General features: G+C 70.4%; 18 protein-coding genes. 13 read left to right on the forward strand and 5 right to left on the reverse strand.

Translation table 11 applies throughout. The features are described from left to right. The 9 genes from ACTWOL_RS00690 to ACTWOL_RS00730 all read left to right on the forward strand — a co-directional run bounded on the left by ACTWOL_RS00690 (position 1) and on the right by ACTWOL_RS00730 (position 12,101). Positions 1-846 carry a carbohydrate ABC transporter permease gene (locus tag ACTWOL_RS00690; RefSeq protein WP_474293147.1) on the forward strand — a complete coding sequence of 282 codons (846 nt, stop codon included), beginning with the start codon at positions 1-3 and terminating at the stop codon, positions 844-846. 136 nt (positions 847-982) lie between these two features. Then, entirely contained in the window at positions 983-2,737 is a 1,755-nt protein-coding gene (locus tag ACTWOL_RS00695) for a glycoside hydrolase family 35 protein (RefSeq protein ID WP_474293149.1), read from the forward strand. A gap of 40 nt (positions 2,738-2,777) precedes the next feature. Continuing rightward, positions 2,778-5,822 (forward strand): alpha-mannosidase, encoded by a 3,045-nt coding sequence (locus ACTWOL_RS00700; RefSeq protein ID WP_474293151.1) that lies wholly within the window; start codon positions 2,778-2,780, stop codon positions 5,820-5,822. A 177-nt stretch (positions 5,823-5,999) separates the two neighbouring features. Continuing rightward, positions 6,000-6,653, forward strand: coding sequence for an HAD family hydrolase (locus ACTWOL_RS00705; RefSeq protein WP_474293153.1), 654 nt, complete (start codon positions 6,000-6,002; stop codon positions 6,651-6,653). A gap of 176 nt (positions 6,654-6,829) precedes the next feature. Continuing rightward, positions 6,830-7,795: a UDP-glucose 4-epimerase GalE gene (galE, locus tag ACTWOL_RS00710; RefSeq protein ID WP_474293155.1), complete on the forward strand. Its 966-nt coding sequence runs from the start codon at positions 6,830-6,832 to the stop codon at positions 7,793-7,795. After that, positions 7,792-9,051 (forward strand): galactokinase, encoded by a 1,260-nt coding sequence (gene galK, locus ACTWOL_RS00715; protein WP_474293157.1) that lies wholly within the window; start codon positions 7,792-7,794, stop codon positions 9,049-9,051. Before galE ends, galK begins: the two co-directional genes overlap by 4 nt. A 128-nt stretch (positions 9,052-9,179) precedes the next feature. Next, positions 9,180-10,346: a galactose-1-phosphate uridylyltransferase gene (galT, locus tag ACTWOL_RS00720; RefSeq protein WP_474293159.1), complete on the forward strand. Its 1,167-nt coding sequence runs from the start codon at positions 9,180-9,182 to the stop codon at positions 10,344-10,346. Between the two features lie 228 nt (positions 10,347-10,574). Further along, positions 10,575-10,967 carry a VOC family protein gene (locus ACTWOL_RS00725; RefSeq protein WP_474293161.1) on the forward strand — a complete coding sequence of 131 codons (393 nt, stop codon included), beginning with the start codon at positions 10,575-10,577 and terminating at the stop codon, positions 10,965-10,967. 63 nt (positions 10,968-11,030) lie between these two features. Further along, the gene (locus ACTWOL_RS00730; protein ID WP_474293163.1) at positions 11,031-12,101 is read left to right on the forward strand and encodes an adenosine deaminase; all 1,071 of its coding nucleotides are present in this window, start codon (positions 11,031-11,033) and stop codon (positions 12,099-12,101) included. Positions 12,102-12,194: 93 nt separating this feature from the next. On the opposite strand, the gene ACTWOL_RS00735 is transcribed toward ACTWOL_RS00730, so the two are convergent. Then, positions 12,195-13,235 (reverse strand): LysR family transcriptional regulator, encoded by a 1,041-nt coding sequence (locus tag ACTWOL_RS00735; RefSeq protein ID WP_474293165.1) that lies wholly within the window; start codon positions 13,233-13,235, stop codon positions 12,195-12,197. 116 nt (positions 13,236-13,351) lie between these two features. Here ACTWOL_RS00735 and mgrA point away from each other — a divergent pair, with 116 nt between their 5' ends. Further along, a complete protein-coding gene (gene mgrA / locus ACTWOL_RS00740) occupies positions 13,352-14,347 on the forward strand; it encodes an L-glyceraldehyde 3-phosphate reductase (RefSeq protein WP_474293168.1) in 996 nt (331 codons plus the stop codon). A 53-nt stretch (positions 14,348-14,400) separates the two neighbouring features. On the opposite strand, the gene ACTWOL_RS00745 is transcribed toward mgrA, so the two are convergent. The 4 genes from ACTWOL_RS00745 to ACTWOL_RS00760 form a co-directional block, all read right to left on the reverse strand. Further along, positions 14,401-15,351: an ornithine cyclodeaminase family protein gene (locus ACTWOL_RS00745; RefSeq protein WP_474293169.1), complete on the reverse strand. Its 951-nt coding sequence runs from the start codon at positions 15,349-15,351 to the stop codon at positions 14,401-14,403. Next, complete coding sequence (locus tag ACTWOL_RS00750; protein WP_474293171.1) at positions 15,348-16,481, reverse strand: aminotransferase class I/II-fold pyridoxal phosphate-dependent enzyme; 1,134 nt, start codon at positions 16,479-16,481, stop codon at positions 15,348-15,350. Before ACTWOL_RS00750 ends, ACTWOL_RS00745 begins: the two co-directional genes overlap by 4 nt. Before the next feature lie 192 nt (positions 16,482-16,673). Beyond that, a complete protein-coding gene (locus ACTWOL_RS00755; RefSeq protein ID WP_474293173.1) occupies positions 16,674-17,339 on the reverse strand; it encodes a helix-turn-helix transcriptional regulator in 666 nt (221 codons plus the stop codon). Between the two features lie 291 nt (positions 17,340-17,630). Beyond that, positions 17,631-18,203, reverse strand: coding sequence for a 3'-5' exonuclease (locus ACTWOL_RS00760; RefSeq protein ID WP_474293175.1), 573 nt, complete (start codon positions 18,201-18,203; stop codon positions 17,631-17,633). Positions 18,204-18,443: 240 nt separating this feature from the next. Between ACTWOL_RS00760 and ACTWOL_RS00765 the strand changes: the two genes are divergently transcribed. The 3 genes from ACTWOL_RS00765 to ACTWOL_RS00775 all read left to right on the forward strand — a co-directional run bounded on the left by ACTWOL_RS00765 (position 18,444) and on the right by ACTWOL_RS00775 (position 22,544). Next, entirely contained in the window at positions 18,444-19,028 is a 585-nt protein-coding gene (locus ACTWOL_RS00765; protein WP_474293177.1) for a DUF6434 domain-containing protein, read from the forward strand. A 219-nt stretch (positions 19,029-19,247) separates the two neighbouring features. Further along, positions 19,248-20,540, forward strand: a complete 1,293-nt coding sequence (locus ACTWOL_RS00770) for a vanadium-dependent haloperoxidase (protein ID WP_474293180.1) — start codon at positions 19,248-19,250, stop codon at positions 20,538-20,540. Positions 20,541-20,762: 222 nt separating this feature from the next. Continuing rightward, entirely contained in the window at positions 20,763-22,544 is a 1,782-nt protein-coding gene (locus ACTWOL_RS00775; protein ID WP_474293182.1) for a serine/threonine-protein kinase, read from the forward strand. Positions 22,545-22,610: the final 66 nt, after the last annotated feature.

Raw genomic sequence — 22,610 nt, forward strand, 5'->3', positions numbered from 1 at the left:
ATGACGACTGTGCGACAGGTCCTGCGGGTGTCGCGTACGCCCGTACGCGGGCTGGTGGCCGGGCTTCTGACGGTGGTGTTCCTGACCCCCTTCTACCTGATGGTGCGCAATGCGCTGATGGACACGCAGGCCCTGACGTCACCGGAGTGGACGTGGTGGCCGTCGACGGTGCACTGGGAGAATTTCGTCGCTCTGTTCGACGACCCCGCGCTGCACATGGGCCAGGCCCTGGGCAACTCGTTGCTGATCGCCGCGATCACCGCCCCTGCCTCGACGCTTCTCGCCTCGGCCACCGGCTACGCCCTCGCCCGGATCCCCATCCCCGGACGCGGCATCCTGCTCGCCCTGGTCGTGGCCACGCTGATGATCCCGGGCTCCGTGACGTTCGTTCCCACCTTCGTGGTCGTCGGGTCGCTGGGCGGGGTGAACACACTCTGGGGCATCATCGTTCCCGGGCTGTTCAACCCCTTCGCGGTCCTGCTGTTCCGAAACTTCTACCTGCAGTTCCCGAGCGAGATCGAGGAAGCGGGACGCCTGGACGGGCTCGGCTGGTTCGGCCTGTACCGCCGGATCGCGCTGCCGTCGTCGGGAGCGATGCTCGCCTCGCTCGGCGCGCTCGCCTTCATCGAGAGCTGGAACGCCTTCCTGTGGCCGCTGGTCATCGGTCAGGACCCGTCCGCGTGGACGGCCCAGATCGCCCTGTCGACCTTCCTCACCTCCCAGAGCATCAATCTGCCCGGCCTGTTCGCCGGAGCCGTTGTGACCATCACACCCCTGGTGGTCATGTTCCTGGTCGCCCAGCGCTACATCGTCGAGGGGATCGCGACCAGCGGCCTCAAGGGCTGAACGCGCCCACCCCTTGCGTCCCAGACCCTGCGCACGGGCCTGCGCCAGGTGCCGCCGCACGGCGGCACCCGGCGCCCCACATGGCCGCCGCGGCCCCCACCCAGGCGACAGCCCCGTTTCAAGGAGCACTCCAGCAATGCCACGATTGGAGATCGCCGCAGACGGCTTCCGTCTCGACGACCGACCGTTCCGCATCATCTCCGGCGGACTGCACTACTTCCGAGTCCACCCGGAGCAGTGGGCCGATCGACTTCACAAGGCTCGGCTGATGGGGCTCAACACGATTGAGACCTATGTCCCGTGGAACCTGCACGCGCCCCGGCGCGACACTTTTCACCTGCACGAAGGTCTCGACCTCCCCCGTTTCCTCAGCCTCGCCGCCGCCGAGGGGCTGCACGTCCTGCTGCGCCCCGGACCGTACATCTGCGCCGAATGGGAAGGCGGCGGTCTGCCCTCCTGGCTCCTCGCCGAGGACGGCATCGAACTGCGCAGCCGTGACCCCCGCTACCTTGAGGCGGTCGACGACTACTTCGGCGCCCTCCTGCCGCCGCTCCTGCCCCACCTCGCCGGCCACGGCGGCCCCGTCATCGCCGTCCAGCTGGAGAACGAGTACGGTGCCTACGGCAGCGACACTGCCTACCTGGCCGAACTGGCCGGTCTCCTGCACCGCCACGGGGTCGACGTCCCTCTGTTCACCTGCGACCAGCCAAGCGATCTCGGGCGGGGCGGGCTCGACGGCGTCCTGCGCACGGCCAACTTCGGCAGCCGGGTGGACGCCGGCCTCGCGGAACTGCGCAGGCACCAGCCCGACGGGCCCCTCATGTGCTCCGAGTTCTGGATCGGCTGGTTCGACCGCTGGGGCGGCAGCCACGTCACCCGCGACCCCGACGACGCGGCCGCCGACCTCGACCGGCTGCTGGCCGCCGGAGCCTCCGTCAACATCTACATGTTCCACGGTGGCACGAACTTCGGTTTCACCAACGGAGCCAACGACAAGGGCATCTACCGGCCCACCGTCACGTCGTACGACTACGACTCCCTACTCGACGAGGCCGGCGACCCCACCCCCAAGTACGACGCCTTCCGCAAGGTCATCGCGAAGCACGCACCCGTCCCCGGGACAGCCGTGCCTGCCCCCTCGGCGAAACTCGCCCCCGTCCACGTCGACCTCACGCGGTGCGCGAGCCTGCTGGATCAAGCGTCCGTCCTCGGCGATCCCGTGAGGGCCGAGCGCCCGCAGACCATGGAAGAGCTCGGGCACGCCTTCGGCTTCGTCCTGTACGAGACCGCCCTCCCGGCCGCAGGTCCGGCTGTCCTCCGTGTCGGCCAGGTACGCGACCGTGCCCAGGTCTTCGTCGACGGGCAGCCGGTGGGTGTCCTCGAACGTGAGAACCGCGAGCGCGCCCTCTCGTTCACCGTGCCGAGGCCGAACGCACGGTTGGCGGTGCTGGTGGAGAACCAGGGCAGGGTCAACTACGGAGCCGGCATCCACGACCGCAAGGGACTCCTCGGCGAAGTCGGCCTCAACGACGAGGAGCTGACCGGCTGGAGCAGCCGCGCGCTGCCGCTCGACTCCCTGGACGCCCTCGTCTTCACCTCATCCGGGACGCCCGCGCCCGTGGTCGGGCCGGCCTTCCACCGGGGATACGTCGAGATCGAGCAGCCGGCCGACTGCTTCCTCGCCCTCGACGGCTGGACCAAGGGCCACGCCTGGATCAACGGCTTCGCCCTCGGCAGGTACTGGTCCCGCGGTCCCCAGAGCACCCTCTACGTACCCGCACCGGCACTGCGACCCGGCCGAAACGAGATCACCCTCCTCGAACTGCACGCCACGGCCACGCACCGTGTCGAGCTGAGGGACACACCCGACCTGGGGCCCACTGAGGCGTGAATCGCCCAGGGCCACGCACGCCTCCCGGAGGAATGGCGCCATGCACAGCAAGCGAAAGCTCACCGAGCAGCGGCTCGAACGAGTGTTGAAAGAGCGCATCCGGCCTGCCGTATACGCCCGCTGCGTCCCGCTCCGGCTCGAGATCTGGGACGCCCCCGGTGAGCCGGTGCCGGTGGCGGACGGGCTGGGCGCGCCGTACAAGAGCGTGCCGGTCGGACACAGATGGGGACCGGCGTGGTCCACCAGCTGGTTCAGAGTCAGCGGGCGGGTCCCCGAGGAGTGGGCCGGGCGACGGGTCGAGGCGGTCATCGACCTCGGCTTCAATGTGACCGGGGCCGGCTTCTCGACCGAAGGGCTGGTCTACCGGGTGGACGGCACGGTGGTGAAGGCCCTCAACCCGCGCAACGCCTGGGTCCCGGTCGCCGAACCGGCGGCGGGCGGTGAGGAGTTCTGCTACTACATCGAGGCGGCCGCCAACCCTGCCCTGTGCGACGACCACCGCCCGACCGCGATCGGCGGCCGCCCCGCCTGGTTGAACGGCGCCGACGCCGGCGCCGAACCCGACCCGCTGTACCGGGTGCTCCGGGCGGACCTCGCCGTATTCGACGCGCAGGTGTGGGAACTCGCCCAGGATCTCGACGTCCTGGGCGGGCTGATGCGCTCGCTGCCCGAGGAGGAGCCCCGCCGCTGGCAGCTGCTCACCGTGATCGAGCGGGCCCTGGACGCCGTGGACCTGCAGGACATCGGCGGCAGCGCACCTGCCGCTCGCACAATCCTGCGTCCCGCACTGGCGGCACCAGCCGTACCCAGCGCACACCGGGTCTCCGCCGTGGGACATGCGCACATCGACACCGCCTGGCTCTGGCCGCTGCGGGAAACGGTCCGCAAGGTCAGCCGGACCCTCTCCAACGTCACCCAGCTGATGGACGATCATCCGGACTTCCGCTTCGCCATGTCCCAGGCCCAACAGCTGGCCTGGCTCAAGGAGCACCGCCCCGAGGTCTACCGCCGAGTCCAGGACAAGGCCAGGGCCGGGCAGTTCCTGCCCGTCGGCAGCCTGTGGGTGGAACCCGACACCAACATCACCGGCGGTGAGGCGATGGCCCGTCAGCTGGTCCACGGCAAGCGCTTCTATCTCCAGGAGTTCGGCGTCGAGACCGAGGAGATGTGGCTCCCCGACACCTTCGGCTACAACGCCGCCATGCCGCAGCTGATGAAGCTCGCCGGGGTGAAGTGGTTCCTCACCCAGAAGATCTCCTGGAACACGACCAACAAGTTCCCGCACCACACCTTCTGGTGGGAGGGCATCGACGGCACCCGCATCTTCAGCCACTTCCCGCCCGTCGACAGCTACAACGCCGAAGTGACCGGAGCCGAACTCGCCCACGCCGTCGCCAACTTCCAGGACAAGGCAGGCGCCAACAGCTCACTGCTTCCGTTCGGCTACGGCGACGGGGGCGGTGGTCCGACCCGGGAGATGCTCGCTCGGGCCAAGCGTCTGGCGGACCTCGAGGGCTCTGCCCAGGTGGTGATCGAAAGCCCCGCGGACTTCTTCGAGCGGGCGCACGCGGAGTACCCTGACGCCCCGGTGTGGCTGGGTGAGCTGTACCTGGAATTCCATCGCGGCACGCTCACCAGCCAGCTCAGGACCAAGCAGGGCAACCGGCGCAGCGAGCATCTGCTGCGCGAGGCCGAACTGTGGTCGGCGACCGCCGCCGTACGCGCCGGGTTCGACTACCCCTACGAGGACCTGGACCGGCTGTGGAAAACAGTCCTGCTGCACCAGTTCCATGACATCCTGCCCGGCTCGTCCATCTCCTGGGTGCACCGGGAGGCGGAGCAGACCTACGCCGCCGTCACCGCGGAACTCCGCGCGATCGTGGACGGCGCCCAGCGTGTCCTGGCCGGGGACGGCGACCAGCCCGTTGTCTTCAACGCCGCCCCCTTCGCCCGTGACGGCGCTCCCGCCCTCGGCGCCTCGCTCCGGCGGCCGGAGTCCCGAACCGTCGTGCCGACCGCCTGCGAGGACGGCTTCGTTCTGGACAACGGCCTGGTACACGTCCGGATCGACGGCCGCGGCCTGGTGACCTCCGCCTACGACGTCGCGGCCGACCGCGAAGCCCTGGCCCCCGGCGCCGTCGCCAACCTTCTCCAGTTGCACCAGGACTTCCCCAACGAGTACGACGCCTGGGACATCGACTCCTTCTACCGCAACACGGTCCACGACTTGCTCGATGCCGAGTCGGTCAGCGCGCGGGCCACCGGTGTCCTGGTGGTGCGGACCTTCGGCGACTCCCGCGTCGAGCAGTTGATCTCACTGTCCGAGGGCTCGCGGCGTCTGGACATCGACACCGAAATCGACTGGCACGAGAAGGAGAAGCTCCTCAAGGCCGCGTTCCCGCTCGACGTCCGGGCCGACCACTCCAGCGCGGAGATCCCTTTCGGACACGTCCAGCGCCCCACGCACACCAACACCAGCTGGGACGCCGCCAAGTTCGAGATCTGTGCCCACCGCTTCCTGCACGTCGGCGAACCCGGATGGGGCGCGGCCGTGGTCAACGACTCGACCTACGGGCACGAGGTCACCCGCGACGTCCGCACCGACGGCGGCACCACGACCACCGTGCGGCTCTCCCTGCTGCGTGCCCCCCGCTTTCCGGACCCGGATGCCGACCAGGGACGCCACCGCCTGCGGTACGCGTTCGTCATCGGCGCCGGGATCGCCGACGCCGTCCGCGAGGGTTACGCGTTCAACCAGCCGGAACGAACCGTTTCCGGTTCCAACGAGGTTCAGCCGCTCGTCGTCTCGGACAACGAGGCCGTCGTCATCGAGGCCGTGAAGCTTGCCGACGACCGGTCCGGAGACATCGTCGTACGCCTCTACGAAGCTCACGGCGGACGCGCCCGAACCCTCCTGACCGCCGGACTCCCGCTGGCATCCGCGGTCGTGACCGATTTGCTGGAACGTGAACTAGTCCCGTGCGCGAGCGCGGACGTCACACAGGTGGACGACAGCCGACTGCGCCTGACTCTGCGTCCGTTCCAGATTGTTACTCTCCGGCTCCGGCCCCAGACGGGCCGCTGACCGGGAGGCAGCGCGCAGGCGTCTCGGCGGCCGTGGTGAGCCCCCACCCCGCTGACGGCGCCCGCGGAGCTGCAGCCGAGACGTCCCGCCATGGAGCTGCAGTGGCCGTTCCCTGGCGGGACGTCCTCCAGACCAGCCGCGCGCCTGCCGCGCGCCCCGAGCCCGCAAGGTACCGCCATGCCCGCACTCCCCGCCGCCGTTCTGTTCGACATGGACGGCACACTGGTCGACACCGAGCGCTTCTGGCTCGAAGCCACGGCCGAGCTGGCCGGCGAACTCGGTCGCCCTCTCACCGACGAAGACCTGCCTCACGTGTTGGGCCACGCCGTCGAGCACACCGCCGCCCACCTGCACCGCACCACCAGGACCCCGCCTCACACCGGCGCCCTGGCCAAGCGCCTCCATGACGCGTTCAGAAGCAAGGTCGCCGACTCCGTCGTTCCCCGGCCCGGGGTGCTGACGCTGCTCACCGAACTACGTGACGCCGCCGTGCCGACCGCGCTGGTTTCGGCCTCTCCCCGCAGTGTGGTGGACCTCGTCCTCGGCAGCCTGGGCTCCCACTGGTTCACCGTCACCGTCGCCGCCGAGGACACCCGGCGCACCAAGCCCGACCCCGCCCCCTACCTGGCCGCCGCCGAGCGGCTCGGCCTGGACCCCGCGGCTTGTGTGGCCGTGGAAGACACCCCGACCGGAGTCGCCTCGGCGCACACCGCCGGCTGCACGGTACTGGCCGTGCCCTCCGCCGTGCCGATCGCCGCAGGCGCGCGGATCACCGTGCTGGACAGCCTGGAACGGGCCGATCTGACCCTGCTCTCCGCGCTCACCATCTGACCCCGGATCTGCTGCTCGTGCGGAGATACGCCTTGGCCGGGACCGCCGGCCGCGACCGGCCGACCCATTGACGAGGCAAGTTTGATCGTGGTTCTTTGTGTTTACTTCTGTTTGAATAGCAACACAGAGTCTGGGCCCCGAAACGGCGGCCGAACGGCCCGAGAGGTGGCAACCACATGAGCAAGTACCTGGTGACCGGCGGCGCGGGCTACGTCGGCAGTGCCACGGTGGCGCACCTCCTGGAGGCAGGGCACGAGGTGACCGTGCTCGACGATCTGTCGACCGGCTTCCGCGAGGGCGTGCCGGAAGGGGCCGCCTTCATCGAGGGCCGGGTGCAGGAAGCTGCCCGCTGGCTGGAGCCCTCGTATGACGGCGTGTTCCACTTCGCCGCGTTCTCACAGGTCGGCGAGTCGGTCGCGCACCCGGAGAAATACTGGGCGAACAACGTCGGGGGGACGATGGACCTGCTGGCCGCCATGCGTTCCGCGGGGGTGAACCGGCTGGTGTTCTCGTCCACCGCCGCGACCTACGGCGATGCCGACTCGACCCCGGTCACCGAGACCGCCCCGACCGCCCCGACCAGCCCCTACGGCGCGTCCAAGCTGGCCGTCGACCACATGGTCGGCGGCGAGTGCACCGCACACGGGCTGGCCGCGGCCTCCCTGCGCTACTTCAACGTGGCCGGCGCGCACGGCGGCTGTGGCGAGCGCCACGACCCCGAGTCGCACCTCATCCCGCTCGTCCTCCAGGTGGCACTGGGGATCCGTGAGGCGGTCTCCGTGTTCGGCGACGACTATCCGACGCCCGACGGCACCTGCATAAGGGACTACATCCACGTGGCCGACCTGGCCGAGGCACATCTGCTTGCCATGAACCGGATCACCCCGGGCAGACACCTGATCTGCAACCTCGGCAACGGCAACGGCTTCTCGGTCCGCGAGGTCGTCGAGACCGCGCGCAAGGTGACCGGCCACCCGATCCCCGAGGTCATCGCTCCCCGCCGCCCCGGGGACCCGGCCACACTGGTCGCCTCCGCAGCGGCGGCACACGAGCGGCTCGGCTGGAGCCCGTCCCGGGCCGGCCTCGCCCGAATCATCGCGGACGCATGGGGGTTCGCGAAGGAGAAGGCGGCGCAGGCATGAGCGAGGCAGCACGATACGAGCGGGTGCGCGCGCGGTTCGAGGAACTGTACGGGTACGCACCCGAGGGCGTCTGGGCAGCACCGGGCAGGGTCAACCTGATCGGGGAGTACACCGACATCAACGACGGCTTCGTGATGCCCTTCGCCCTGCCCCATACGGCCATGGCCGCCGTGGCCCGTCGCACCGACGGGCTGCTGCGGGTCCACTCCGCGGACCTCGAGACGGGCGTCGTCGAGCTGGACGCCGCCCGGCTGGCGCCCCCTTCGGGCCCGGGCGGGGCCCCCGGCTCGGCCCCCGGTGCGCACACCGACTGGGTGGCGTACCCGGCCGGTGTGGTGTGGGCGCTGCGCGAAGCCGGGTACTCGATCGGGGGCGCGGACATCCATCTGAGCTCGACCGTCCCCACAGGCGCCGGGCTCTCCTCCTCCGCGGCCCTGGAGGTCGTGACCGCGCTCGCCTTGGACGAGCTGTACGGACTGCGACTCGGGAGGGAGTGTCTCGCGCTGGTCGCCCAGCGCGCCGAGAACGCCTTCGTCGGTGTGCCGTGCGGAGTCATGGACCAGCTGGCGTCGGCCTGTTGCACCGAGGGCCATGCCCTCTTCCTCGACACCTGGAACCTCGTCCGTCGTCAGGTGCCTTTCGATCCGGCCGCACAGGGGCTGTCTTTGCTGGTGGTCGACACCCGGGTGAAACACGCCCTCGGTGACGGCGCGTACGCGAGACGGCGCGCCGGGTGCGAGGTGGGAGCGCGAGCGCTGGGGGTGCGCACGCTGCGTGAGGTCCACACGGCGCAACTGGCCGACGCGCTGGGGCTCCTGAGCGACCACGCGGTGGCCGCAGCGACGGCACCGCAGGGGATGACGCCGACCGTGGACATCCCGGCCGAGGACGTCCGGCGGTACGTCCACCACGTCGTCACCGACAACGCCCGTGTGAAGAGAATCGTTGCCCTCCTCGACGCCGGCGACCTCCCGGCCATCGGTCCGGTCCTCACCGAGGGCCACGCCTCGTTGCGGGACGGTCTGCGCGTCTCCTGCGAGGAGTTGGACCTGGCGGTCTCCACAGCGAACGCGGCCGGCGCGTTGGGCGCCCGGATGACCGGGGGCGGCTTCGGCGGCTCGGCCGTCGTCCTGGTCGAGCAGGCAGCGGCCGACACGGTCGGGACGGCGGTCACGGAGGCGTTCGCCGCGGCCGGACACACCGCGCCGAGGATCTTCCCCGCAGTCCCGTCGGAAGGGGCTCGGCGCATCGGGTGAACGGTGCTCTTGCCGTGGGCGGCGCCGTGGTGTCCCGCGAGGTCGCCTCGAGCCCTTCCCGAACCCGTTGACTAATGGTGAATTTTGTTTGATTCTGTGGGAAGTGAATCCTGGACGGAGTTGAGGACGTGAAGAAGACGACGACGAAGCTGGCGGACGGCCGCGAGCTGATCTATTACGACGCCGACGAGTCGGCTGTGCGTGAGGCCGTGGACCGCAGGGCGCTGGATCCCACGGTCAGCCGTTCGGAGCTCCGTTACGATCCGGTGCTCGAGGAGTGGGTCGTCGTCGCCGCCCACCGCCAGGGCCGCATCTACCACCCCCCGGCCGACGAGTGCCCCCTGTGCCCCTCTCTCGACGGGCGCGACAGTGAGATCCCCGCCGCCGACTACCAGGTCGTCGTCTTCGAGAACCGATTCCCCGCCCTGACAGCCTCCGCTGCCGTGCCACACCCGGTGGGAAAAGCAGGCGGCAGCGACCACACCGGCCTGGTGTCCTACCTGGAACGCCCCGGCACCGGCCGCTGTGAGGTCGTCTGCTTCACCCCTCACCACGACAGTTCATTCGCCGACCTCACAGAGACCGAAGCTCGCCTGGTCCTGGAGGTCTGGGCGGAGCGAACCGCGGAGCTTTCCTCGATACCGGGCGTGGAGCAGGTCTTCTGCTTCGAGAACCGGGGTGCGGAGATCGGCGTCACCCTCGCCCACCCGCACGGCCAGATCTACGGTTACCCCTTCACCACTCCGCGCACCGAGCGGATGCTGCTGTCCGCCGCCGCTCACCGCCGCCGCACCGGCCGCAATCTCTTCGATGACCTGCTCGCCACCGAGTTGGCCCTTCACGAGGAAGCCCGCACCAGGGGCGACGACTCCACGGACCGGGTGGTGATTGCGGGCAGGCACTGGACGGCCTTCGTCCCCTACGCCGCCCGCTGGCCGTTTGAGGTGCACCTCTACCCCAACCGACGGGTCGCCGACCTCACGGCGCTCACCGGGGACGAACGAGCCGAGTTCCCGCGGATCTACCTCGACCTGCTACGGCGCTTCGACCGTCTGTTCGTCGAGGACGGCTACACCGGGCCCATCCCACCCACGCCGTACGTCGCGGCATGGCACCAGGCGCCCGTTCGGCACGCGGAAGCCGGCGAACTTGCCCTGCACCTCGAGTTGTTCACCATCCGGCGCACGGCGGGGAAGCTCAAGTTCCTGGCCGGCAGCGAGTCGGGCATGAACGTATTCGTCAACGACATATCGCCCGAAAAGGCCGCACGGCGTCTGCGAGAGCCGGCGCCGTGACGCACGGCCACTGACCGCCGCACATCACCGGCCCACGTCATCACATCCACCGGACGTGGGCCGGTCTGCTCATCTCCTCGGCTGCCACCGGCCAGGCCCAGCATGCGCCTCGCCTTCACCGACCCGGCTTCCTGCGGACCTCACCGCAATGACAGCCTTCGCATTGACTGGCGCTCGGTGAGTTTTACGTATAACCTCACCCGCTAACCACTGCCACCGGAAGGCTCCATGAGACGCGTCGCCCTGGTCACCCTCGTCGTGGACGAATACGACGAGGCGATCCGCTTCTACACCGAGGCCCTCGGCTTCCGCCTGGCCGTGGACGAGCCCCGCCCCGACGGCTCCCGCTGGGTCGTCGTCGAACCGGGCCCGGACGCGGCCGGCACCGGACTGCTGCTCGCCCGCGCCAAGCACGGGGACCAGCGGGCCCGGGTCGGTGACCAGACCGGCGGACGCGTCGGGTTCTTCCTGCACACCGACGACTTCGCCCGCGACCACGCCCGGATGACCGCCGCCGGCGTGACCTTCCTGGAAGAGCCGCGCCACGAGCCGTACGGCAGCGTCGCCGTCTTCCAGGATCTCTACGGCAACCGCTGGGACCTGCTCCAGCCCACCGGCTGAGCCACCTGCCGCCGCACCTTCGTACCGCCGCCTCGACACCTCCCGCTCAAGGAAAGACCAGCCATGACCGCTACGCGCGTAGACGCCGATGTGATCCGCCGCCTCCCCAAGGCCGTCCTGCACGACCACCTCGATGGCGGCCTGCGCCCCGCCACCGTCGTCGAGCTTGCGGCCGCCGTCGGCCACACGCTGCCCACCACCGACCCCGACGAGCTCGCCGCCTGGTACTACGAGGCCGCCAACTCCGGCGACCTGGTGCGCTACATCGCCACCTTCGAGCACACCCTCGCCGTGATGCAGAACCGCGAGGGCCTGCTGCGCGTCGCCGAGGAGTACGTCCTCGACCTCGCCGCCGACGGCGTCGTCTATGCCGAGGTGCGCTACGCCCCGGAGCTGAACACCCGCGGCGGGCTCACGCTGAGCGAGGTCGTGGAGACGGTCCAGGAGGGTCTCGCCGCCGGTATGGCCAAGGCGTCCGCCGCCGGCACCCCTGTCCGGGTCGGCACGCTGCTCTGCGGCATGCGGATGTTCGACCGCGTCGGCGAGGCCGCCGACCTCGCCGTCGTCTACCGGGACGCCGGCGTCGTGGGCTTCGACATCGCCGGAGCCGAGGACGGCTTCCCGCCCGCCGACCACCTCGCCGCCTTCGAGCACCTGCGCCGCGAGAGCGTGCCGTTCACCATCCACGCCGGTGAGGCCCACGGCCTGCCCAGCATCCACCAGGCCCTCCAGGTGTGCGGCGCCCAGCGCATCGGCCACGGCGTCCGCATCACCGAGGACATCGTGGACGGCAAGCTCGGCCGCCTCGCCGGCTGGATCCGCGACCGCCGCATCGCCCTGGAGATGTGCCCGACCTCCAACCTCCAGACCGGCTGCGCCACCTCGATCGCCGAGCACCCCATCACCGCCCTGAAGGACCTGGGCTTCCGGGTCACCCTCAACACCGACAACCGGCTGGTGTCCGGCACGACCATGACCCGCGAGATGTCCTTGCTGGTCGAGGAGGCCGACTGGACCGTGGAGGACCTGCGCACGGTCACCGTGAACGCGCTCAAGAGCGCGTTCATCCCGTTCGACGAGCGGAACGCCCTGATCCAGGACGTGATCCTGCCGGGGTACGCGGCCGCGCTCTGAAGCAGCCCCCGCAAGCAGGCGTCCTGTCCGACGTGCCGGAGATCGTCGGACAGGACGCTGACCAGCCGCTGACATGGTCGTCCCGGACCCGGGTCAGAGGCCGGACGAGCCAGGCGACGGAGTTGGCTCCGGGAGCCGGGTGGGCGGGCAGCTCGGCCGGTCCGAGGCCGCCGGGGGCGGCGCGGACTTCTTCGCGGACACGGCCGAAGCCGTCGACGGGGGCGTCCCGTCCGTGCGTACATCCGCCATCGCGCAGTCCTGGGCGTCGAGCAGCGTGATCAGCGCGCGGGCCGCCGGACTGACGGCGGTCTCCGGTGGCAGCAGCACGACCGTCTCGTACGCCGCCTCGCCTGTGCCGCTCAGCGGCAGGGCCGCCAGCTTGGGCCGCTTGTGCCGGAAGTGGCGGGGTACGACGGCGATCCCGAGGTCCTCCTCGACCAGGTCCAGCAGGCTGTGCACGTCGTTCACCTCCAGCGCGACCGTGCGGCGCACCCCGGCCGCGGCGAAGGCGGCGTCGGTGCTGCGGCGCGTGCCCCAGTCGGGGTGGAAGTCGACGAAGACCTCGCCGGCGAGGTCGGCGAGCGCGAACGCGGCCCCCGGTGCGGCGAGGGGGTGCCGCGGATGGCACAGCAGGGTCATCGGCTCGCTCGTCAGCGGCGCCGGGCGCAGCCGGTCCGGGTCGTCCTGGGTCCGGTAGGCGAACGCCAGGTCCAGCCGTCCGGCCGCGACCTCCTCGGCCAGCGCGGCCGTACCGGCCTGTCGCAGCCGGATCTCCACGTCCGGGTGCCGTCGCCGGAACGCGGCCAAGATCCCGGCCACATGCACTCCGGCGACGCACTGCTCGGTGCCCAGCGCCAGCGTCCCGCGCAGCACTCCCTGCACCTCGGCCACCGCCTCGTGCGCCGCTCTGACCTGCGCGAGGATCCGCTCCGCCGCGGCGAGAAGCGCCCGCCCCGCCTCGGTCAGCGTCACCCGCCGGGTGGTGCGCACGAACAGCGGCGCGCGCAGTTCCCGCTCGAGGGCGCGGATCGAGGCCGACAGGCCGGACTGGGACACCATCAGACGCTCGGCGGCCCGGGTGAAGTGCTGGTCCTCGGCGACCGCGACGAAGTGCTGGAGGTGGCGCAGTTCCATGACTGAGAAGCATAGGCACTGAATCCCATCGGATTCTCCTGTTGGACCACTGCACCGGGCCCGGGGAAAAGTAGGAGCCGTAGATCCGACAGCCCGTGTGCCAACCCCCAGGAGTCGTGTTGTACACCGCACATCCCGACCGCTACGCCGACATGCCCTACCGGCGGGCCGGTCGCAGCGGACTGAAGCTCCCCGCGCTGTCGCTCGGGCTGTGGCACAACTTCGGTCCCGACCGGCCGGCCGCGACCCAGCGCGCCATCCTGCGACGCGCCTTCGACCTCGGCGTCACCCACTTCGACCTGGCCAACAACTACGGCCCGCCGCCCGGCGCCGCCGAGTCCGCGCTCGGCGAGGCGCTGCGGGCGGATTTCGCGCCGTACCGCGACGAGCTGGTGATCTCCACCAAGGCCGGGTATCTGATGTGGCCGGGTCCGTACGGCGAGTGGGGCTCCCGGAAGTGCCTGCTGTCGTCGCTCGACCAGAGCCTGAAGCGCATGGGCCTGGAGTACGTCGACGTCTTCTACTCCCACCGCCCCGACCCGGAGACTCCCCTGGAGGAGACGATGGGCGCCCTGCACTCCGCGGTCCAGCAGGGCAAGGCGCTCTACGTCGGCATCTCCAACTACTCGGCGCAGCAGACCCGTGACGCCGCCCGCATCCTTTCCGAGCTGGGCACTCCGCTCCTCATCCACCAGCCCCGCTACTCGATGCTCGACCGCCGCCCCGAGGACGAGGGCCTGCTCGACGCGCTCGACGAACTCCAGGTCGGCTCCATCGCCTACTCGCCACTGGAACAGGGCCTGCTCACCACCCGCTACCTGGACGGCATCCCGGAGGACTCACGGGCGGCGGGCGACAGCCCGTTCCTCGGCTCCGACGCCGTCACCGGCGAACTCGTCGCCAGACTGCGCGCCCTCGACGCCATCGCCAAGTCCCGCGGCCAGAGCCTCGCTCAGCTGGCCCTGGCCTGGGTCCTGCGCGCCGGCCGGGTGACGTCGGCTCTGGTCGGCGCGAGCAGCCCGCAGCAGCTGGAGGACAGCGTCGCGGCCACCCGCGACCTGGACTTCGACCCCGAGGAACTGGCCCGGATCGACGCCGTCGTCAGGGGTTGAGCCTGAGCCTTCTCCCGGAACCAGTGGCTGGAGGAGCTCTCGCCCCTGGGCGATCATGGTGCCTGCGGGGCCAGTTCGCGCAGGACGGCCGAGGCGAGTGCCGCGTCGAGTGCGCCGACGCCGGTCAGGTCCGCGACGGTGATCGCGTCGTCCGGCCGCTCGACGGGCTTTTCGAGCAGGAGGCCGGCAGGTACGTCGCTGGTATCGGCGGTGGCTCCGGCGCGCACGGCGTGGCCGAAGTCCCCGTGGTCCAGGCACTGCTGGTGGTCGTCCGTGGAGATCAGCGCCGCGCGGGCGAAGAGCGCCGGCGGTAGTTCGTTCTTGTGCGGCATGTCGGTGCCGATGCCCGTCACATGCGCGCCCTGGCGGACGTGACCGGCGTGCAGGACCGGGGCCGTGGCCGGTGTGGTGGTGATGACCATGTCGGCTGCGGCTGCTTCGTCTGCAGGGGCGGGCCGGGCGTGATGGCCGAGCGCGCGGAACTCCTCGCACAGCGACCGGGTCCTGTCCTGGTTCCGGCCGTGGACGAGCACGGTGTCGATGGGGCGGAGCCCGGCCAGCCATGCGACCTGGAGACGTGCCTGTTCTCCGGTGCCGAACACGGCCAGGGTGGCGGCGTCGGGTCGGGACATCGCGTGGGTGACCAGCGCACCGGCCGCGGCGGTGCGCCAGGCGGTGAGAAGGCCCTGGTCGTCGAGTATCGCGCGGATCTGACCGGTGCCGGCGCTGACGACGCAGACCAGGCCGTGGTTGGTGGGCAAGCCGGCGGCGGGGTTGCGGTAGAAGCCGGTGGCGATCTTGACGGTGAAGTCGGGTGTGCCGGTGACCCAGCCGGCCTTGACGTGGCAGTCGCCGTCGTCGTCGGGGAACTCCAGGTGCACGGGTGGCGGGACCCTGGTGCGGCCGTGGGCGTGGGCGATGAGCGCGTCGCGGACGGCGGTGAGGACCAGCTCCGGGGTGGCGACGCGGGTGATCTCGGCGGTGGTGAGGACCGGCGGAGTCATCGTCCTGCTCGCAGCCACTGGGCGAAGGCGGCGAGGCCGGCTTCGGCGTCGGCGCGGCCGATGCCGACACGGAACCGGTCGGTGGGGGTGGGGGTGAGGTCGGAGTGATAGGTGCTGGCGGGCAGCAGCAGGACGCCGGCGTCCTCGACCAGACGGGCGCAGAACTCCTCCACTCCTTCTGGACCGAGGTAGCGGGGGTAGGCGACGCAGCCGCCGTCCGGGGCCCGCCATTCGAACGTGTCAGCGAATTCGGCGAAGAACTCCTCGAAGAGCGGAAGATTCCGTGCGATGAGCGACCGGTTGCGGTCCAGGATGGTGCCGCGGGCCTTGAGTGCGATGCGAGCCAGGACCTCGCTGGGGGCAGAGTTGCAGATGGTGGTGTAGTGCTTGGCGCGCTCCAGCCTGGACAGCAGGGCGCGGTCGCGGCAGGTGATCCAGCCGATCCGCAGGCCCGGCAGGCCGAGCGACTTGGAGGTGACGTTCAGCGACAGTGCGCGCTCGGACAGGTCGGCGGCCTGCGGCAGGATCCTTGCCGGATCGCGCTCCAGGCCGCGGTAGACCTCGTCGCTGAACAGGTGGATGCCGCGCTCGTCGCACAGCCTCGCCAGCTCGGCGAAGTCGGCGACGCTGATGACCTTGCCGGTGGGGTTGTTGGGGAAGTTCACCGACACGAGGCGGGTGTTGGGGCGGATCGCCGCCTTCACCTGGTCGAGGTCCAGCGCCCAGTCCCGGCCGGGGTCGAGGGCGACGCCGGTCACCTCGCACAGCGCCAGCGGAACGGTCTCGGCCGCCTGGTAGTTCGGGGTCACCACCACCGCGTGGTCCCCGGCGTCCAGCAGGACGTTCATCGCCAGGTACAACGCTTCCTCGGCGCCGGCGAAGCAGATGACGTCGTCCGCGTCCACCCGCTCGTACATCCCGGCGATCACCTCGCGCAGGGCCGGGTCACCGAAGGTCTTGGTGTAGCCCAGGGAGAGGTTCTCAAAGGCGGCGCGGTCCCGGTCGTCGGCCAGCGCGAGCAGTTCACCGAGGGTCATGGTCTGGACGTCGGAGGCGGTCAAGTGGTGGCGGGCGGTGAACTCCCATCGGGAGAAGTAGGTTTCCAGGCGGAAGTCGGGTAGCCGGGTCATGGATTCCTTGCCTTCGATGTGGCGGCTTGCCGTGTGGTGGTTTTTCATCTGCCGGCGGTCGCGGGATAGCAGCGCAGATGGACGGCGCTCATGTCCGGTGACGATGCCGCCGGAGCTCCGGCGGCGCCGACCGATCGGGACGGGCGGACGACTGTCGCCAGACGGTCGGCGGGCGCGGCAAGCTCGGGAGGATCACGGCGCATGCTCCTTACTGCTGGGCGCTGCGCGCGATGTTCTGCGTTCGGCCAGCAGGCCGTAGAGGGTCGAGCGGGAGATCTGCAGGGCGCGCGCGACGACCGGCGTGGCCCGGCGCACCGCGAAGACTCCGGCGTCTTCCAGTCGCGCGAGCACGGCCAGGCGGTCGGCCCGGGTCAGCCGCTCGACCGGCCGACCGCACTCGCGGACGTAGGCGCCGACGATGTGCTGGATCTGCTCGTTCCAGTCCTGCTCGAAGAGCGGCTCGGGGCGGGCGACGGCCGGGGCGCCGAACGCGGTGAGTACGGCCGCGGCCTGTTCCAGAGGCGTCCGGTCGAGGTTGACGCACAGCACCGCGGTAGCGCGGCCGTCCGCCTCACGCAGTACCGCACTGACCGACGACAGGCGCCTGCCGTCGGCGAGCTGCTTCTCGTAGGGCCCGAACACGTCCTGGACCGAGGGGTCCAGCGCGCCGAGTTCGCCGAGCAGGGACGGGTCGCCCGGAGCGCGGGCGCTCATCGGATTCCAGATCGCCAGGACCCGGTCGGTGTCCGGGTCGTGCAGTACCACCTCGGCGTACGGGCCGAGCAGCAGCGCCACGGCCTGCCCCACTGGGGCCCACATCCGCACCCGAGGATCCATGCTCTTTTCCACAGCCTCCATGACTGGACCATACGTCCAGACTGGACAAGACGTCCAGGGCCGAGTCGGGGCAGCTCTGAGTGTCGTTACCGAAGCGCAGGGTGCTGATCATGTCCGTACCTCCACTCCGCACGGATCCGCCGCAGGGCGCCACCGGCAGCAAGGTCGCCTTCCGATGTGCGCCTGGGCCGATGACAACACCGCCGTCTCCGTGGGCCAGGTCGAGGTGACGCTGACGCCGAGAAGCCCCGAGTCGGTCGACCTCGACGCGGTCGGCGATGTGCGAAGCCAAGGGCGACCGGGTCACCACCATCACAAGGTCGTGGCCTCGGGCCAGGCACCACGGGCGGCCAGGTCGAGGATCAGTGCGGCAATGTTCCATGCATCGTCCTCGCCGCAGTGGTGACGCCCTTCCAGCGGCAGTCCGGCAATGCCCAGCGCCCGGGCCATTCCAGGGCGTTTCCGCAAGCCATGGGCCTGGGTGAAGACTGCCTTGGCGTTTACGTGGCGGCGTCCAAATGGATATGCGGTATTGGCGACCTGGCACTGCCGGGTGAACTGGTGACGATCGTAATCACCCCAACTCGCCCACGGACGTGCCCCCGCCCGGTGCTCCGCGGCCAGCACGCGGCATGCATCGGCAAAGCCCATGCCCTCATCAACCTCGGCCTGAGTCAGACCGGTCAGCTCAGTACAAAAGGGGCTCACGACAGACCGCACGGGCCGCACGAGAATGCGATGCCGTCCGAGGCGCTCACGTCTGCCGAGGTCGACGACCGTCAGCCCGATCTCGATGATCTCGCTTACCGCACCACGCGGTGGCTCGCCCTCCCAGCACGTTGCCTCAACATCAATGACATTCAGTAGTACGTCAGCGTTTTCCATGCCGGGAGAGTAAGAACGCGAGCACCTGCCCGCCACCCAGTTTCCTGGGCCGACTTGGCGCATGCAGTCGCAGGGCTCCAATCCGGCTATTCACCCTTCAATACACCGGGGATGACGAGTACCACCGGGACTCACGCTCTGCCTGAGGTCGCCATTGGGGAAACAGCCGACGCTCAGCGGCCCCAGCGAACACTCCCCGCACGTCGAACCCGCAGGACGCAGCCCGGCAGAATGACGGCCATGAACGAGAACCGGAACACCAGTGCGACAGTCGCCGAGTCCAGGCCGCCGCTGACGGCCGACCTCACCGGTGCCGAGCTGCTGCGCTGGTACTGGACGCTCAACGAGCTCACGGGTCTCGCCCGCACCATGGGCGTCGCGCGGAACGGCGGCAAGGCGGCGCTCACGGCCCGGCTCGCCGCGGCGCTGGACGGTCTGCCGCTGCCGGCTGCCCCGGCCCGCCGCCGCCCGGCGACCGCGCAGTTGGCCGAGCCCGTCAACGGCGACACCGTGATCCCGGCCGGCCAGCGGTGCAGCCAGGTCCTGCGGAGGTACTTCGCCGAGGCGATCGGCCCCGGCTTCCACTTCGACGCCTTCATGCGCGACTTCATCGCTCAGAATCCCGGCCGGACCCTGGCGGACGCGGTTGCCCACTGGCACGCCACACGCCCGGACGCGGCCCGGCCCCGAGAGATCGAGGCGCAGTTCGAGTTCAACCGCTTCACCAGCGCCTGGCACCGCCAGAACCCGGCCGGCACCCGCGCCCAGGCTCTCGAAGCCTGGTACGCCCACCGCGCACTCCCCAAACCCACCAGCGGCGGCTGACGGCACGCGCTCGGCCAGGACGACCCGCCAACACCCCGCGCACCGCCGGAAGGTGTACGCCCCCCCGCATGCCCTGCGCCCGGATGCGCCGGCGCACTCCACATCGTCCGCCTACCGGTGTAACCGTGACCCGGCCGGACCGTTGAGCCGGTTATGGATGCCTCTCGTTCGCGCGGGCGAGCCATCGTCCGCGCTCTCACGTCACTCTTGCTCCTCACCATGACCGTGCTGGCCGGTCCTCCGGCCGCCGCCGACGGCCATCCGGCGCCGGCGGCGGATCCCGCGGCGATCCGCGACTGGAACGCCATCGCCACCGACACCATCAGCACCAACCTCGGAGCCACCCGCCCGTCAGGGCAAGCCGTCATCTGGCACGGGTTCGTCTCGGCTGCCGTCTACAACGCCGTGGTCGGCATCCAAGGCCGCTACGCCCCGTACCTATGGCATGCGCGCGGACCCTCCACCGCGTCACCCGAGGCGGCAGCGGTGACCGCCGCACACCACGTACTGGTCGACTTCTTCCCCGACTCCCGAGCCCCGCTCGACGCCGCGTACGCCGATTCACTCGCCAAGATCCCCGACGGCAGGGCGAAGAGACAGGGCGTGGCCTTCGGGGCACGGGCCGCGGCCCACCTCATCGAGCTGCGCGAAGGAGACGGCCGCTTCGCGCCGGTGGAGTTCACCGCGACACCGGCGCCGGGCGTCTGGCGGCCCACCCCGCCCGCCCACCTCCCCTTCATCGACACCTGGCTCGGCGAGCTCCGCCCCATGGTGCTCACATCCCCGCACCAGTTCCGCCCCGGCACTCCGCCCGCCCTTTCCTCGACCCGCTACGCCGACGACGTCAACGAGGTGAAGGCCATGGGGGCGAGGAGCGGATCGCCCCGCACCGCGCTGCAGACCGAGACCGCGCTGTTCTTCGGCGGCAGTCTCGTGGTGCAGCTCCAGGAGGCGTTCCGTGACCACACCGCGCGTCACCGCCTCGGCATCGCGGAGACGGCACGGCTGTTCGCCGCGGCGAACGCGTCCGCGACCGACGCCGTGGTCACCGCCTGGGACTCCAAACTCCGCTACGGAACCTGGCGTCCCATCAGTGCCGTTCGACTGGCCGACACCGACGGCAACCCGGCGACCGAGGCCGACCCCCTCTGGCAGCCACTGCTCGTCACACCGCCGCACCCTGACTATGTCAGCGGCCATGCCGCCGTCGCCGGAGCCGTGGCCCAGACCCTGACCGGACTCCTCGGGACCCCGCGCATCGACCTCACCCTCTCCTCCGAGGCCACCGGCACATCACGGCACTACGCGTACGCCGACCGGTTCAACGAGGACATGATCAACGCACGGGTGTGGGCCGGGATCCACACACGCACTGCCGACACCGCCGGATGCCAGGCCGGCGATCGCATCGGCCACTGGACGGTCACCCACCACTTCCGACCGCTGCGCCCGCAACACCCGCGTGTCCCCCCGCCGTTCCAGCCGACCTGCCCACCCGGCGACGGGCACTGACCAGGCCGGAACGACCTACTCGGTGCGGGCGGTCACCCGGTCCGCGAGACCGACACCCATGCCCGTACCAGCGGGCGCGGCCGGTACACCCAGGCCGTCCGTGCCCGCTCCCGTCTCCCCTGCCCCGGTGGTTCACGCGGATGGGCGGAGGGGCAGCACACCAACGATCTGTCCTTGGATAAGGTGCCGCTCGTATGGGCTACCAGGCGGGGGACGAAAGTGATGAGTGGTCAGCAACCAGACCAGGGCGGCAGTATCTTCCAGCCGCTCGCGGGCGACGACCCGACCGCGCTCGCCGGATACCGGCTGGCTGCCAAGCTCGGAGCGGGCGGCATGGGCAAGGTGTACCTGTCGTACACGCCTGGCGGACGCCCCGTGGCCATCAAGGTGATCCGCCCCGAGTTCGCGGAGGATGCCGAGTTCCGCCGCCGGTTCGCCCAGGAGGTGAGGTCGGCCTACCGCGTACAGGGCCTGTTCACCGCGCCCGTCATCGACGCCGACACCGACGGCGCGCAGCCCTGGCTGGCCACCGCGTACGTGCCGGGCCCGTCCCTCGCCGATGCGGTGGCCATGCACGGCGCGCTGCCGGTCGAGACCGTGCTGCTGCTGATCGCCGGCATGGCGGAGGCTCTGCATGTCATCCACGGTGCGGGCATCGTGCACCGCGACCTCAAGCCGTCCAATGTGCTGCTCGCCTCCGACGGGCCGCGCGTCATCGACTTCGGTATCGCCCGCGCCGCTGACGCGACCTCACTCACCGGCAGCGGGGTCACCGTCGGCACTCCGTCGTTCATGGCCCCAGAGCAAGCTGCTGGGCGCCGGGTGACCCCGGCCACCGACATCTTCGCGCTCGGACAGGTCGCGGCGTACGCGGCGACGGGATCCCCTGCCTTCGGCGAGGGCACCTCGCACGGTGTGCTCTACCGGATCGTCCACGAGGAGCCTGACCTCACCGGAGTACCGGAGCGGCTGAAGGAGCTGGTCACCCGCTGCCTCGCCAAAGACCCCGAGGCCAGGCCGTCGCTCGGTGAAATCATCGCGATCTGCCAGGCCGCGAACGCGGAGACGGTGCTGCGCCGCGCAGAGGACTGGCTCCCGGGACCGATCACCGCCGACATCACGGTGCGGGCAGCAGCCCCCGTCCCGGTCCAGCCCCCTTCGCCTCCTGTGACGACGCAGCCTTCGGCGACGCCTCCTTCCGCGGCCTACTCCCCCACCATGCCCGCCGGCCCGACCAGCCCGCCCCCGGGGTACGGCCCGCCTGGTACGCACCAGCCGCCCCAGCCTCAGCCCCCTCGGGGACCTGCCCCGGCGCACGTCCACGCTCAGCCCTATGCCCCAACGCAGGGCCCGGGCCGCGCGCCGATGTTCCCGGGTCAGCAGCCCGGGCCCCCCGTGCCACAGCCCGTCAGGAGTGCGAGCGGGCGAAGACTGGTCATCACCCTTGCCGCCGCGTTGGTCTTCGGTATCGCGGCTGCGGGCACGACATACGCGCTGCTCAAAAGCGATGACGGGCAGCAGGCCCGCGGGAGCGGCACGTCGCATGGAACGCAGCCGAGCGGCAGCACGAACGGGGCCGTCCCGAAGCCCGGCACCAAAGCCAAGGCCAAACCTGTCACTTACCAGGGCATCAATCTCACCGCCGGCTACCACCTCACCCTCGGGGACGACGTCGTCCGGCCCCAGGATGGCGAGGACGGCGGGTATGAACTGTCCTACGACACCGGCGGGTACCTCGACGCGGAGAGTTCGGGAGGCAGTCTGGTGCTGCTGGACCCGGGCCAGGAGGGATCGCTCGAGGCCTGTCGTGCGGACACGCGGTTCACGCAGAACGTCTATGTGGACAAGCTCGCGAAGGGGCGGCAGGTCTGCGTCACCACGGGGACGGGACACATGGGTCTCGTGACGGTCAAGGGCTTCTCGGCCGAGAATTCGCCGAGCACCTACATGACGGTGGACCTGACCGTCTGGCGTAACGCCGTGGCCTCCGGCTCGGGGAGCTGAGTCTTCGCACAAGCGACCTCGTCGCGGTGTTCGGGCGGCCCGGACGGTGCGAGCCACGGCGGGTGC

It is taken from the genome of Micromonospora sp. IBHARD003, assembly GCF_056106285.1.